General features: G+C 63.6%; 14 protein-coding genes and 1 pseudogene. 5 read left to right on the top strand and 10 right to left on the bottom strand.

From position 1 onward, the window contains the following. Positions 1-55: 55 nt before the first annotated feature. Positions 56-239, top strand: a pseudogene (locus NKH80_RS13340) (FAD-binding protein); the annotation flags it as partial. Positions 240-375: 136 nt separating this feature from the next. Here NKH80_RS13340 and NKH80_RS13335 read toward each other — a convergent pair. Continuing rightward, positions 376-1,122 (bottom strand): GntR family transcriptional regulator, encoded by a 747-nt coding sequence (locus NKH80_RS13335; protein ID WP_352686559.1) that lies wholly within the window; start codon positions 1,120-1,122, stop codon positions 376-378. A gap of 99 nt (positions 1,123-1,221) precedes the next feature. Here NKH80_RS13335 and NKH80_RS13330 point away from each other — a divergent pair, with 99 nt between their 5' ends. The 3 genes from NKH80_RS13330 (at position 1,222) to NKH80_RS13320 (ending at position 3,090) form a co-directional block, all read left to right on the top strand. After that, positions 1,222-1,776 carry an autotransporter gene (locus tag NKH80_RS13330; RefSeq protein ID WP_352505944.1) on the top strand — a complete coding sequence of 185 codons (555 nt, stop codon included), beginning with the start codon at positions 1,222-1,224 and terminating at the stop codon, positions 1,774-1,776. Positions 1,777-1,946: 170 nt separating this feature from the next. Further along, positions 1,947-2,732: a DUF899 domain-containing protein gene (locus NKH80_RS13325; RefSeq protein ID WP_352480219.1), complete on the top strand. Its 786-nt coding sequence runs from the start codon at positions 1,947-1,949 to the stop codon at positions 2,730-2,732. 94 nt (positions 2,733-2,826) lie between these two features. After that, on the top strand, positions 2,827-3,090 hold the full coding sequence (locus NKH80_RS13320) for a hypothetical protein (RefSeq protein WP_352505942.1): 264 nt from the start codon (positions 2,827-2,829) through the stop codon (positions 3,088-3,090). 46 nt (positions 3,091-3,136) lie between these two features. Here the strand turns inward: NKH80_RS13320 and NKH80_RS13315 are convergent, their stop codons facing one another. The 7 genes from NKH80_RS13315 to bcoG form a co-directional block, all read right to left on the bottom strand. Continuing rightward, positions 3,137-4,078, bottom strand: coding sequence for an alpha/beta hydrolase (locus NKH80_RS13315; RefSeq protein ID WP_352991912.1), 942 nt, complete (start codon positions 4,076-4,078; stop codon positions 3,137-3,139). A gap of 77 nt (positions 4,079-4,155) precedes the next feature. Then, on the bottom strand, positions 4,156-4,938 hold the full coding sequence (locus tag NKH80_RS13310; RefSeq protein WP_352505940.1) for a carnitinyl-CoA dehydratase: 783 nt from the start codon (positions 4,936-4,938) through the stop codon (positions 4,156-4,158). Next, positions 4,931-7,009 carry an acetate--CoA ligase family protein gene (locus NKH80_RS13305; protein ID WP_352505939.1) on the bottom strand — a complete coding sequence of 693 codons (2,079 nt, stop codon included), beginning with the start codon at positions 7,007-7,009 and terminating at the stop codon, positions 4,931-4,933. The genes NKH80_RS13310 and NKH80_RS13305 overlap by 8 nt, the downstream gene beginning before the upstream one ends. A 64-nt stretch (positions 7,010-7,073) precedes the next feature. After that, a complete protein-coding gene (locus tag NKH80_RS13300) occupies positions 7,074-8,237 on the bottom strand; it encodes an acyl-CoA dehydrogenase family protein (protein WP_352505938.1) in 1,164 nt (387 codons plus the stop codon). 4 nt (positions 8,238-8,241) lie between these two features. Then, entirely contained in the window at positions 8,242-9,315 is a 1,074-nt protein-coding gene (locus NKH80_RS13295; RefSeq protein ID WP_352505937.1) for a 3-hydroxyacyl-CoA dehydrogenase NAD-binding domain-containing protein, read from the bottom strand. After that, positions 9,312-9,941 carry an HD domain-containing protein gene (locus NKH80_RS13290; protein ID WP_352505936.1) on the bottom strand — a complete coding sequence of 210 codons (630 nt, stop codon included), beginning with the start codon at positions 9,939-9,941 and terminating at the stop codon, positions 9,312-9,314. Before NKH80_RS13290 ends, NKH80_RS13295 begins: the two co-directional genes overlap by 4 nt. Before the next feature lie 28 nt (positions 9,942-9,969). Next, positions 9,970-10,881, bottom strand: a complete 912-nt coding sequence (gene bcoG, locus NKH80_RS13285; protein WP_352505935.1) for a 3-dehydrocarnitine:acetyl-CoA trimethylamine transferase BcoG — start codon at positions 10,879-10,881, stop codon at positions 9,970-9,972. A gap of 76 nt (positions 10,882-10,957) precedes the next feature. On the opposite strand from bcoG, the gene NKH80_RS13280 reads away from it, so the two are divergent. Continuing rightward, positions 10,958-11,938 carry a GlxA family transcriptional regulator gene (locus NKH80_RS13280; protein ID WP_352505934.1) on the top strand — a complete coding sequence of 327 codons (981 nt, stop codon included), beginning with the start codon at positions 10,958-10,960 and terminating at the stop codon, positions 11,936-11,938. A 61-nt stretch (positions 11,939-11,999) separates the two neighbouring features. Here the strand turns inward: NKH80_RS13280 and NKH80_RS13275 are convergent, their stop codons facing one another. Both NKH80_RS13275 and NKH80_RS13270 read right to left on the bottom strand, forming a co-directional pair. Beyond that, positions 12,000-12,209, bottom strand: a complete 210-nt coding sequence (locus tag NKH80_RS13275; protein ID WP_352505933.1) for a hypothetical protein — start codon at positions 12,207-12,209, stop codon at positions 12,000-12,002. A 165-nt stretch (positions 12,210-12,374) separates the two neighbouring features. Beyond that, on the bottom strand, positions 12,375-13,031 hold the full coding sequence (locus NKH80_RS13270) for an O-methyltransferase (RefSeq protein WP_352505932.1): 657 nt from the start codon (positions 13,029-13,031) through the stop codon (positions 12,375-12,377). Positions 13,032-13,037 lie beyond the last annotated feature (6 nt).

Genomic DNA, 13,037 nt, shown 5'->3' with positions numbered 1-13,037 from the left:
GCCGGCCGTGATCCTGCAACGGGCCGGTTTTTTGGACGAGATCTTGGCCAAATAGATGCCCGACGATGCGGATGTGATCATCGTCGGCGCCGGCCTTGCCGGCTTTGTCGCGGCCGCCGAACTGACTGCGGCCGGCAAAGGCCGTCGAGCAGGAGCCGGAGCAGTCGCTTGGCGGCCAGGCATTCTGGTCGCTCGGCGGCATCTTCCTCGGTGGGGTGAACAAGCCCCGCCGGCGCCGTTGCGCCAAGGTGGCGGTCGCACCGAACGGCCAACTTTCCCTCTGAGCATTTTGCAGCCAAATGGAATCATTCGGCGCCCGCATAAATGCGGCAAAACAGATAGTTAGAGCCGGTTACCGGTTCCAGGAGAACCGCTCTAGGCGAAGGGCTGCAAATTGACGTCCCGAAGCTTGGAACCGGCAAGCAAAGCCTCGAGCACCTGCTTCTTGAGAAACAGGCACTGCGAACGGGCAAGTTTGACGATGCCGGAAACGTCGCCTGCCTCGCAGGCAAGAACCAGTTCCTTTTGCTGGGCGATGATCAACTGGGTGAAGTCGCGGGATTTGAACCCAAGGTGGAGAACCCGCGCCGACTGGTCGAGTATCTGGTCCAGTAGATGCGCCAGTCGTAAATTTCCCGAGAGCCCCGCAAGGGCCAGACGAAACGCACGATCCGCCGCCAGGAATGCAACATGACTACGCAACGTCTCCGGCTTCAGCACTTTTCTCGCTGCCAGCCCGATGTCCTCCAGCCCGCGCTCGGTAATGTTCGATGCCGCCACCCTGAACACTTCCGGTTCGATCAAGCTGCGGACATCGAAGATCTCGTTGACGTCCCGCAGGCTGAGCGTTGCAACGACGTAGCCGCGGCGCGGCTCGCTCCTGACCAGACCTTCCTGCATCAGACGGGCCAACGCCGCGCGGATGGTTGCCTTTTTGATCTGGTATCGATCGCCGATCTGTTTTTCGGTCAGCGCTTCGCCGGGGCGCAGCACGCAGGCAATGATGTCGTTCCTCAGCTGCTCATATGCCTGTTCCCTGCGAAGGACGTCGGCGGCTGACAGTGCTGTCGCCTCGACCGTGGCCGGCCTTGCCGGTTCGGCGGTCAACTTCGTCGTTTTCATATTTTGTCCGTTTGGCTGTCCGGTTGACGCTGGCATCGACATTCGCTAGCGTGAGCACCTCAGGTTGAAAATCTGAGCATCTCAGGGAGGATAACTGATATGCCTTTACCCGCCAACTCGCCTCTCTACGCTGTTGCCGATGATATCGTCAATGCCGCGAAGGGGCCAGATCCCCTCGAAGCGGTAAGGACGGTCCTGGGCGATTACATCAACCGTTTTCACGCATCGGGAACACTCGCTCACGAAGAAGACGACGACGAGGTTCTTTTGCATGCCAGCCCGAACCTGACGATCTATCACATCACGTTGTCGCCCGGCCTGCAGTACCCGCCCCACAACCACCTGATGGATGCCTTGATCGGCATCTACAAGGGCAGCGAGACGAACTTCATCTATCCCGTTGCCGGCAGCGAACTCGATGTTCCCGAAAGGCAGGACATCGCAGCGCCTGCCGTCGTGCACATGGCGTCAAATACCGTGCATGCGGTTGCGAATACGGGCAGCGCGCGATCCGGTGCGCTGCATGTCTATCTCGGCGATCTCACACGAACCCACCGGCAGCTGTGGAGCCCGGACAGCAACCAGGCCGAACCGTTTGACAATGATCGCTACCTGGCTGGCGCACGGCCCATTCAGCAGTCCGGGCACGAATGAGCAGAGGCGTCACGGGGCGGCGAAATTGGCCGTGATCAGCGAACCCGTCGGAATCGCGTCACACTTGTCACTCTCGCCAATCCGCTATCGCCCCTATCCTGGCTCATGACCGATCAGCAACACGTCGCGCCGGGAATGGTGCGACAACAGACCAGCAAGGGAGATGCACAATGACGGCACATCAGAATGGCACAGGCGAGCAGACGACGCGGCTCGCGATGAAGACACCACCGGTCGTTTCGCCTGATGCGTGGGAGGCCGCGCGCCAGCAGTTGCTCGTGAAGGAGAAAACCGTGACCCGGGCTCGCGACGCCTTGGCCGCCGAGCGTCGGCGGATGCCGTGGATGGCGGTGGAGAAGGCCTATACGTTCGAGGGCCCCAACGGAAAGGTGAGCCTGCTCGACCTGTTCGAGGGCCGCCGTCAGCTGATCGTCTACCGCGCTTTCTTCGAGCCCGGCGTATTCGGCTGGCCCGATCACGCTTGCCGCGGCTGCTCGCTGGGGGCAGACCAGGTCGGCAATCTTGCCCATCTGAACGCCCGCGACACCACGCTTGCCTACGCCTCGCGCGCACCGCAGGCCGACATTGCGCGGCTGAAGGCGCGGATGGACTGGAAGATGCCCTGGTACACCATCACCGACAGCTTCGATGCCGATTTCGGCGTTGACGAGTGGCACGGCCATAACGTGTTCATCCGCGATGGCGATCGCGTGTTCCGTACCTACTTCATCAACAACCGCGGCGACGAGGCGATGGGGACCGTATGGAGCTATCTCGACCTGTCGCCGCTCGGCCGCCAGGAGGTTTGGGAGGATTCGCCCGAAGGCTATCCGCAGACGCCGACGTACAAGTGGTGGAACTGGCACGACAATTATGGCGCCGAAACCGTTCCCGACAAAAAGTGGGTCGAGGTGTCGGACGCCGGAGAGGCCGCGTTCCGGAACCGCACCGAATAGAACGTTTGGCGTCGCGGAAATGCGGCTAGGACAATTGGAGGAGCGGGATGCACGTTCATTCGACGCATCCCGCTCGTTATGCAGGACTATGGCCATGAGCGAGATTCATGCAGGCGGATCCACCGCCGATGCGAGCCCGGCCGGCCTTGGCGCAGCCGATTGGCTGTCCTTTGCGGCCGCGCCGGCCTTCGCAACCATGGCGCTGCTGACGTTTCTTGGCGGAGCGCCGGATATGATGTGCTCGACCGGGCAAGATGCGTCGCCGCTGGGCGGCATGGTCCCGATGTACCTGCTGATGAGCGCCTTTCATTTGGGACCTTGGTTGAGGCGGGTCTCCGGCCGACGCCGCCGCAAGTAGAGCTATAGCGGCCGATAAAGGCCCTTCGCGGTGAGGAGGACAGCCCTCACCAGATCCATTCGCCCTTCCCAAGTACCGTCACGGCATCGACAATCCGGGTAAAGCTCGAGCGGGCGCGGCCGGCCGTGTGCCTGGCTCTGAGATAGCCGTGCACCAGCCCCGGCTCCTCGAGCCACCAGGCACGTCCGCCTGCGGCAACGACGCGGTCGCGATAGGCTTCGCCGTCCGACGACAACGGGTCGCATTCGGCGGTGATCACGACGGTAGGCGGCAGATAGGCGAAATCGGCGTCGGCGAGCGGAGACAAAGTGATGTCGCCTGTAGCGTCCACTCCGCCAGTCCGGATGTTTTTATAGAACTCCAGGTCGCGCATCGTCAGCATTGGCGCTTCGGCATGCGTGACATAGGAACCGAGTGAACGATCGCCACCAAGGCCAGGATAGATCAGCACCTGGTCGACCGGCTTTGTCACGTGGCCACGCGTCGCATGACTGACGGCACAGGCGAGATTGCCGCCGGCGCTGTCGCCGCAGAGCAGGACGGGGCATTCGTAAGTGGCGGTGGCCCATTCGAAGGCGCCCATCGCATCGTCGAAGGCGGCCGGGTGCAGATGTTCCGGCGCCAGCCGGTAGTCGACCGAGACCACCTCATAGCCGGTGCGGGCGCAAAGCTCGGCGCAGACATCGTCGTGGCTGTCGAGCCCGCCGAGGATGTAGCCGCCGCCATGGACATAGAGCACCATCGCAGAGGCGTTCGGCGCCGCGCTGCGATAAATGCGGATCGGGACGTCGTGCGCTGGCGCGGCAATGGCGGTGGTTTCAGCCGTCACGCCATCCGGATAGCCGGCAGAGAATTCGCGGCACATCCGGTCGTAGATCGCGCGCTGCTCGGCGATCGTGTAGTCGATCGTATCCGGCGGATAATACGAATTGGTCCGCTCGATGAACGCCCAGGTCTCGGCGTCGATGAGTTTCTTGTAGTTAGTCATGGGAACGGAACGGATAGTGACGAATCCGCCTGAACACCCTCCTCTGGGACGGAACGCCGTCGTTCCAGGGACACTCACTATCTGCCCTTCCACACCGGATCGCGCTTTTCGGCAAAGGCGCGAAAACCCTCGAGATTGTCCTCCGAGCCGTAGAGCGCGTCAACCGTCGGCAGTTGCCGGCGCGTCACCCGGTTCATGGCATCCTGGAAGGTCAGCGATTCTGCGACCCGGGCCGTTTCCTTGATCGCGGCGAAGACCAGCGGCGGGCCGCTGGCGAGCAGCCGGGCGATCTCCCAGACGCGGTCCTCCAGTCTTTCCTTGGGCAGCACCTCGTTGACCAGGCCCCAGCGATGCGCCTCGGCGACATCCATCCAGCGGCCCGTGAACAAAAGGTCCATGGCGACGTGATAAGGGATGCGCTTCGGCAGCTTGATCGTTGCCGCATCGGCCAGCGTGCCGGCGCGGATTTCGGGCAGCGCGAAGGAGGAGTGGTCCGACGCGTAGATGAGGTCGCAGGACAGCGCCAGCTCGAAGCCGCCGCCGACCGCCATGCCGTTGACGCAGGCGATCACCGGCTTGTTGAGGTCGCGCAATTCCTGCAGCCCGCCGAAGCCACCGACGCCATAGTCGCCGTCGACGGCATCGCCGCCAGCCGCTGCCTTAAGGTCCCAGCCGGCGCTGAAAAACTTGTCGCCGGCGGTCTTGACGATGGCGACGCGCAGGTCGGGATCGTCGCGAAACCCCTTGAACGTCTCGCCCATCAGCCGCGACGTCTTCAGGTCGATGGCATTGGCCTTGGGCCGGTCGAGCATGACTTCGAGGATCGTGCCCTCGCGGCGGGTGGTGATGACGTCAGACATTTTTGTTCTCTCCCAGCACCAGCAGCGCGTCGGCGATCCAGGCGCCCTTGCTCTCGGTGCAGACGATCAGAGGATTGATGTCGAGCTCCTCGATCTCGCCGGCATTTTGCTGCACGAAAGCAGCAATGCCCGATATCGCATCGATTGCAGCTGCGACATCGGCCTTCGGCCGACCGCGATAACCGTCGAGCAGCGGGAACAGCTTCAACCCGCGCAAAGCGGCCTCGATGTCATCACGGGTCGCCGGCAGCATCAGTGTGACGCTGTCGCGCAACAGCTCGACCAGCACGCCGCCGGTGCCGAGCGTCATCACCGCGCCGAACATCGGGTCGCGAGTGAAGCCGACCAGCAGCTCGGCGACGCCGTCGCGCACCATGCGCTCGACATAAAGGCCGGTGCCGAGCGGGCCGAGATCATGGGCGGCGGTGCTGACCGATTCGGCATCCCTGAGGTTGAGCCGGACCGCGTCGAGCTCGGACTTGTGGATGACGCCAAGAGCCTTCAGCGCCACCGGGAAGCCGAGCGCCATCGAGGAGATCACAGCTTCGACCGCATTGCCGGCGCGCTCGCCCTTCGGCACGGGGAGCCCGGCCTCGATGAGCCGCGCCTTCGCCTCGGCCTCGTCCGGCGTGACATGGTCGCCGGCCGGCGCGCCGGACGCGGAAGTGTCGATCGGCTGCGCCTGCGGCTCGCGCCACGCCCAGCCGATGAAGGCTGCCGCCTGGGCGGCGTCCATGGCCTCGGAAATGCCGAACAGCGGCACCATGCCCCGCGCCATCAGGCCGGCAGTGTATTCCTCGGGCAGGTTTTCCGGCAACGAGGAGACGATCGCGCCCTGCGCGCTGTTGGTCTTCAGCGCCGATTCGAAGGCGCGCAGCGTCGCCCACCAGTCCGTGTCCGAGCAGCGGTCGGGACGCGGAAAGTCGAGCACCAGCATATTGAGGTCGAAGCCGCCAGACACCATGGCGGTGAAGGCGGCGGTCATCGCCGGTTCGTTGTTCCAGATGAAGGTGTGATAGTCGAGCGGGTTGGCCACCGCGACCAGCGGCCCGAGCGTCGATTTGACCCGCGCGCGGTGCTCGGGGGTGAGTGGCGGAAACGTCACCCAGCGGCCTTCGGCGCTGTCGGCCATGACCGACGCCTCGCCGCCCGAGCAGCTCATCGATGACAGCCGGTAGCCGGGCAGGGGGCCAGTGACGTGCAATAGCTTGAGCGCCTCGATGAAGGCGGGAATTGAATCGATCCGGGCGATGCCGAGCCGCCTCAGGAAAGCGCCGGACGCCGCGTCCGAGCCGGCCAGCGACGCGGTATGCGAGACGGTCGCCTGCCGCGCCTGCTCGGAGCGGCCGACCTTCATGGCGATAACAGGCTTCTTCAGCTCGCGTGCCCGTGCCGCCAGCCTTTCGAAGCCGGCTACCGAATCGAAGGCCTCGATATGCAGGCCGAGCGCGGTGACGCGGTCGTCCTCGATCAGGCCGAGCGCCATTTCGGAAAGCCCGGTCTGCGCCTGGTTGCCGGCGGTCATCAGGAAGGCGATCGGCAGGCCGCGTTTCTGCATCGTCATGTTGATGGCGATGTTCGACGACTGGGTGATGATGGCAACGCCGCGACCGCCTTCCGGCAGCCTGATGCCGCCATGCTGGTCGGGCCACAAAAGCGCGCCGTCGGCGTAATTGATCAGCCCATAGCAGTTCGGCCCGATGATCGGCATTTGGCCGGCCGCCTCGACCAGTTCGGCCTGCAGCCGCTCGCCGTCTTCGTCATAGGCCTCGGTTTCGAGAAAGCCGGCGGCGAAGCAGACCGCACCGCCGGCGCCGCGCTCCGCCAGCGCCTTGACCACTTCGATGGTCAAGTGCCGGTTGACGCCGACGAAAGCGGCATCCGGCGCACTGGGCAATTCGGCCACCGAGCGATAGGCCTTGCGGCCGGCGACCTCGTCCTTGGTCGGATGCACCGGCCAGATCTCGCCGGCAAAGCCCATTTTGATCGATTGCGCGACGACGGCCGCCGCCTGCGCACCACCGAAGACAGCGATCGATTTCGGCCGCAAAAGACGTTCAAGCCTGTGCATTGTCATCTTTTCGTCTGAGCATGATCTTTTCCAAAGACCGGATTTCACTTTTTGGGGTCACGCTCTAGCCCCCGAACGGGCGCAGCAGCGCGCGCGAGATGATGTGTCGCTGGATTTCCGAAGTGCCTTCCCAGATGCGCTCGACGCGGGCGTCGCGCCAGATGCGTTCCAGTGGCAGGTCGTCCATCAGCCCCATGCCGCCATGGATCTGGATCGCCTCGTCGGCGACGAAGGCAAGCATCTCGGTGGCCTTCAGCTTGGCCATGGCCATGTCCTGGTCGGTGACGGTACCCTGATCGTACTTCCAGCCGGCTTCGAACACCATCAGGTCGGCGGCCTTCAGCTCGGTCGCCATGTCGGCGAGCTTGAACGACACGCCCTGGAATTTGCCGATCGGCTGGCCGAACTGCTGGCGCTGCGCGGCGTATTCGACGGCGTGGCCAAGCGCCCGCTCGGCGCGGCCGAGGCAGGTGGCGCCGACCTGCAGGCGCGTCGCGCCAAGCCATGAATTGGCGACGTCGAAGCCTTTGTGGACCTCGCCCAGAACCTGACTGGCCGGCAACCGGCAATCGTCGAATTCGAGGATGGCATTGGTGTAGCCGCGATGTGAGACGTTGCGGTAGCCGTCGCGCACGGTGAAACCCTTGGTGCCCTTGTCGACGAAAAAGGCGGTGATCTTCTTGCGTTTTCCACGCGAAGACTCTTCCTCACCCGAGGCCATGAAGACGATGGCGAAATCGGCGAGGTCCGCATGGCTGATGAAATGCTTGGTGCCGTTCAGCACCCAGTCGTCGCCGTCTTGCACGGCGGTTGCCTTCATGCCGCGCAGATCGGAGCCGGCGCCCGGCTCGGTCATTGCCAGGCAATCCCATTTCTCGCCGCGAATGCAGGGAAACAGATATTTTTCGCGCTGCTCCGGCGTGCCGGCGAGAAGGATGTTCGAAGGCCGCGCCACGCAGGTCCAGTGCAGCGCGTAATTGGCGCGGCCGAGTTCCTTTTCATAGAGCAGCCAGGTCACTGTATCGAGCCCGGCGCCGCCGACTTCCGTTGGCATGTTGGCGGCATAGAGGCCGGCTTCGATCGCCTTGGCCTTGATCTCCTCGATCAGCTCGCGGCGCAGCACGCCGGTGCGTTCAACCTCGCGCTCATGCGGGTAAAGCTCGTTCTCGACGAAGGCCCGCGTCGTCTCGACGATGAGCTTCTGCTCCTCCGAAAGACCAAAATCCATGGTCTCAGCCTCTCTTCTTTTTCTTCGGCTTTTCAGCCTTGGCCTTTTCGGCCGCCCTGGAGGCGCTGGGCTTCTTTGCCGCAAGCTTGGCCAACTGCCTGGTGTAGTCCCTATGCAAGGCGCCGGCACCCCAGCCTTTGCCTTTGTTCTGCTTCGACAGTGCCTCCATGATGGCGACCAGATTGTCGTCCCGGATCTTTTCGAGATCGCGGATCGACAGACCGTGCGCCTGGTCGTCCGACTGGGTCGCGATCAGCTCGACCAGCTCGTCGTTGAACTCCGGCACGTCCATCAGCTTGGTCCAGGGCCATTTCAGGCACGGGCCGAACTGCGCCATGAAGTGCCGCATGCCGGCCTCGCCGCCGGCGACGCGATAGACCTGGAACATGCCCATCTGCGCCCAGCGCAGGCCGAAGCCATAGCGCATGATGTCGTCGAGCTCCTCGACCGTGCAGATGCCGTCCTTGACCAGCCACAGCGCCTCGCGCCATGCCGCTTCGAGCAGGCGGTCGCCGACGAAGGCTTCGATCTCCTTGCGGATCACCACCGGCTTCATGCCGATCGAGGCATACATCTCCTTGGCGACGTCGATCGCCTCGGGAAAGGTCTGTTCGCCGCCGACGATCTCGACCAGCGGCAGCAGATAGACGGGGTTGAACGGATGGCCGACGACCAGCCGCTCCGGATGCTTCTTCATCGCCACCTGCATGTCGGTCGGCTTGATGCCGGAAGTGGAGGAGCCGACAATTGCGTTGGCCGGCGCATAAAGGTCGATTTCGGCCAGCACGCGGTGCTTCAGGTCGAGCCGCTCCGGCACGCTTTCCTGGATTAAATCGGCATCGGCCACCGCCTCGGCGATCGTCTTGGCGAAGGTGAGCTTGCCCTCTTTCGGCAAGCCGCCGGGCAGCATCTGCTTGTAGGCGCGTCGCGCTCCCTTCATCACCTCGCCGACCTTGCGTGATGCCTCGGGGTCGGGATCGAAGATCGATACGTCGATGCCGTTGAGCAGCAGCCGCGCGACCCAACCGGCGCCGATCACGCCGCCGCCGATGGCTGCCGCCTTGTTGATGATGCTCATGCGGAAGCTCCGGTTCTTGTGCTGGCTGTTGCGGGGTCGGTGAGGGCGACGCGTTCGCCGGCACGGATCACGGACGCGTCATAGGCCTTGCGCGCGAACACTTCGAGCACGAAGGGCCGGAAGAAATCGATCGGCAATGTCTCGTAGTCGGGATCGAAGCTCGACTGATCCCATCGTTCGCAAAACTCATCGCAATCGTCGAAGTAGATGTGCCCGGCGAAACGGTCGCGGGCGTGCGGATTGCCGCCGAGGTGATGGGCGTAATAGAGGCGCTGGAAGTCGCCGTGCTTTTCCACCACCCAGGTGCATTGCTCGCGAACGAAGGGTTTCAGGATCGACGCCGCATATTCGTCATGATTATAGGGCGCGTAGATGTCGCCGATGTCGTGCAGCAAGGCGCAGGCAATCCAGTCGGTGTCGGCGCCGTCGCGCCAGGCCCGCGTTGCCGCTTGCAGCGAATGGCCGAGCCGGGTGATCTTGTAGCCCGAGAGACCCGCATCAAGCTGGACGAGCGCATCGAGCAGCCGTTCGCCGGTCTTTGCCGCGTAGTCGATCTCGTGCTCGGTGAGGAAGGCGTAATCCTCGCGGTCGCCGTCCTTCATGGCGGTGAATTTCACGGTCTTCATCGGCGGCTCCTCCCAACCGATTCCCTGTTCAAAGCGGTGCGCGCTTCGTCAGGTTGAGCTTCTTGCGGACTTCGTCCGGGCCGATGACCCTGGCACCCATATTCGACACGATGCTGACCGCCCGCTCGACCAATTGCGCATTGGTCGCCAGCACGCCCTTGTCGAGCCAGAGATTGTCCTCCAGCCCGACGCGGACATTGCCGCCGGCGAGCACCGCGGCAGCGACGTAGGCCATCTGGTTGCGGCCGATGGCAAAAGCCGACCAGTTCCAGGTCGACGGCACATTGTTGACCATCGCCATGAAGGTGTTGAGGTCGTCCGGCGCCCCCCACGGCACACCCATGCATAATTGCACCAAGGCGTCCGGCTTCAGCACTTCTTCCTCGACCAATTGCTTGGCGAACCACAGATGCCCGGTGTCAAAAGCCTCGATCTCCGGCTTGACGCCGAGCGCCGTCATCATGCCGCCCATGGCACGCAGCATGCCGGGCGTATTGGTCATGACATAGTCGGCCTCGGCGAAATTCATCGTGCCGCAGTCGAGCGTGCAGATTTCCGGCAAGCACTGGCGGACGTGCTCCATGCGGTTGCTGGCACCGCCCATGTCGGTGGCTTTTTCGTTCAGCGGCAGCGGGTTTTCCGGCGGGCCGAACACCATGTCGCCGCCCATGCCGGCGGTCAGGTTCAAAACCACATCGACATCCGCCGCGCGGATGCGCTCCGTTACTTCACGATAAAGGTGTACGTCGCGCCTGGGCTTGCCGGTTTCGGGATCGCGCACATGACAGTGGACGATCGCCGCACCTGCCTTTGCCGCCTCGATGGCCGAATCGGCGATCTGCTTGGGCGAACGCGGCACATGCGGGCTGCGATCCTGCGAACTGCCGGACCCGGTCACGGCACAGGTAATGAAGACCTCACGGTTCATCGCTAACGGCATCGGACTCTCTCCCAATAGGACGTAGGGCAAGAATGCCTGACTTGCCGGAAACTGTTTTGCGTTTTACGAAGATCGTGTGACCAAAAACGAAAAACCGACGATCTTTCAGGCCGAGCGTTTGCCGCTCGAGGTAACGCTGCTGGTATTCTCCGGCTCATCGATCATGTGCGTCGCCTCAGCCGTCGATCCATTGCGCGCCGCAAACCGCATTGCCGGTGAGACGCTGTTCGATTTCAGGCTGGTCTCGGTGACGGGCGAGGCGCCGGTTACCACATGCGGCCTGCCGGTGGCGGTCAGCGGCCGCTTCGATGCGGCTGACACAACCGACATGCTGGTCGTCGTCGCCGGATTCGGCACGCAGAACTATGCCACATCGGCCCTGCTGTCCGGACTGCGCCGGGCGGCGCGCGCGGCACGCGCCTGCGGCGGCGTCGAGGCGGGTACGTGGCTGGTGGCGCGCGCGGGCTTGCTGGAAGGGCGCAGCGCCACCACCCACTGGGAGGACATGGAGGATTTCTCGTCGGCCTTTCCCGGCGTCGACGTGCGCCCCGATCGCTACGTCATCGACGGCCCGGTGTTCACCTCCGGCGGCGCCTCGCCGACCTTCGACCTGATGCTGCATCTGATTCGCACGCGGCTCGGCATGGCCGTGGCGCTCGATGTCGCGAGCGTCTTCATCTACGACCAGGCGCGCGCCGCGACCGACGCGCAGCCGCTGGTCTCGCTCGGCCGTCTCGACGGCTACGATCCCAGGTTGGCGCAAGCCATCCGGCTGATGGAAGCGCATATCGACCAGCCGCTGACCATAGCCGCGGTGGCCAAGCGCGCCGGGGTGACGGCACGAACGCTGGAAAGTATCTTTCGCAAGTCGATCGGCGAAACGCCCGGCGCCTATTATCTCAGGCTGCGCCTCGGCGCCGCGCGCCGGCTGGTGGTCGACACGCGCGTGGCTATGGCCGATATTGCCGGGCGAACGGGCTTTTCGTCCGCCGCGGCATTTTCCAGAGCGTTTTCAAGAGCGTTCGGCGAAGCGCCGGTCAGGTTGCGTCAGGGATAATGCATGTCGCCCAAAAGTCCGTAGCGGTTTTGGGACAACGGCATGCATAGACAAAGGTAGATCAGGCAGCGTCCAGGCGGTCGCTGTTGCCGTCGATCTGCGAGCGCATTTGTCTCGCAAGATGGGTCTCGAAGCGGCTGGCGACCGCGCGATCCCATTCGTTCGCACTCAGCGCACCTTGCTTCGGGTGCGGCAGCGCCATCAGCCGGTCGATGATCGATCCGGCCTCGCCAGATGAGAGCAGGGCGTCGATTTCGCGTTCGTGCTGCATATCGTTTCGCCTCCTTCTTTCCGTTCCCGCCACGAACCACACTATAGGAGGTTCGTGACGGCTGTTTGAAGGCAAGAGCGAGGCGATTGATGGGCGGCGCCGGGCAAAGTTTTGTCCGCCGCCGCCCATCTTGGGCACGATCGTACCAGTAGGTCAGGCAGTGCTTCAGCCAAGCCGCATCGACAGCTCGACATCCTCGCTGAACGACGTGGACATGTAGCCGCCTCCGGTCGAGCGCACCCGCTCAAGGTATTCGGGGCAAAGATCGGCGTTGTCGGCAACGACGAAGGCGCCCGGCCTGAGGCGGCTTTCGACCAGACTCAAGATCTCTGGATAGAGCGCTTTGGCGCCGTCGAGCAGAAGCAGGTCGACGGTTTCGGGAAGATCGACGCTTAATGTTTGCACCGCATCTCCTTCTCGGATTTCCACCAGGTCGATGAGACCGCCTGCCGTCAGATTGTTCCTGGCGCGCGCCACCTTGGATGGCTCGAACTCGCTGGTGATGAGGCGGCCACCGCCATTGTCCCGCAAGGCTGCGGCAAGGTGCAGGGTCGAGATGCCGAACGAGGTTCCAAATTCAACGATCGTCCTTGCGCTGCTGCCCCGTGCCAGCATGTAGAGCAGCGTGCCGGTCTCTCGCGAAACGGGAAGCCAGAGGTCCTTTAGCCGCCCATAGAAATCGAGGTATTCGGTCTTGCTTCGAACCAGGCGCATCCGATCTTCGGCGGAGAGCTCCGCCACCGCAGGGCTCGTTGCGGCAGCGGCTTCCTCGAACAGGCGATCCAGCAGGGGCGCGAGCGGCGTTGTCGACAGTGTAGTCATGTTGGT

Origin of the sequence: Mesorhizobium sp. M0904 (genome assembly GCF_040319475.1) — a bacterium.
Taxonomy (GTDB): domain Bacteria; phylum Pseudomonadota; class Alphaproteobacteria; order Rhizobiales; family Rhizobiaceae; genus Mesorhizobium.
Note: the sequence above shows the minus strand (reverse complement) of the source record. Positions and strands in the feature narration are given on the sequence as shown.

Bases quoted from the DNA above. Each gene is read 5' to 3' on its own strand.
- NKH80_RS13335 (WP_352686559.1), bottom strand. From the start codon at position 1,122: ATGAAAACGACGAAGTTGACCGCCGAACCGGCAAGGCCGGCCACGGTC.
- NKH80_RS13330 (WP_352505944.1), top strand. From the start codon at position 1,222: ATGCCTTTACCCGCCAACTCGCCTCTCTACGCTGTTGCCGATGATATC.
- NKH80_RS13325 (WP_352480219.1), top strand. From the start codon at position 1,947: ATGACGGCACATCAGAATGGCACAGGCGAGCAGACGACGCGGCTCGCG.
- NKH80_RS13320 (WP_352505942.1), top strand. From the start codon at position 2,827: ATGAGCGAGATTCATGCAGGCGGATCCACCGCCGATGCGAGCCCGGCC.
- NKH80_RS13315 (WP_352991912.1), bottom strand. From the start codon at position 4,078: ATGACTAACTACAAGAAACTCATCGACGCCGAGACCTGGGCGTTCATC.
- NKH80_RS13310 (WP_352505940.1), bottom strand. From the start codon at position 4,938: ATGTCTGACGTCATCACCACCCGCCGCGAGGGCACGATCCTCGAAGTC.
- NKH80_RS13305 (WP_352505939.1), bottom strand. From the start codon at position 7,009: ATGCACAGGCTTGAACGTCTTTTGCGGCCGAAATCGATCGCTGTCTTC.
- NKH80_RS13300 (WP_352505938.1), bottom strand. From the start codon at position 8,237: ATGGATTTTGGTCTTTCGGAGGAGCAGAAGCTCATCGTCGAGACGACG.
- NKH80_RS13295 (WP_352505937.1), bottom strand. From the start codon at position 9,315: ATGAGCATCATCAACAAGGCGGCAGCCATCGGCGGCGGCGTGATCGGC.
- NKH80_RS13290 (WP_352505936.1), bottom strand. From the start codon at position 9,941: ATGAAGACCGTGAAATTCACCGCCATGAAGGACGGCGACCGCGAGGAT.
- bcoG (WP_352505935.1), bottom strand. From the start codon at position 10,881: ATGCCGTTAGCGATGAACCGTGAGGTCTTCATTACCTGTGCCGTGACC.
- NKH80_RS13275 (WP_352505933.1), bottom strand. From the start codon at position 12,209: ATGCAGCACGAACGCGAAATCGACGCCCTGCTCTCATCTGGCGAGGCC.
- NKH80_RS13270 (WP_352505932.1), bottom strand. From the start codon at position 13,031: ATGACTACACTGTCGACAACGCCGCTCGCGCCCCTGCTGGATCGCCTG.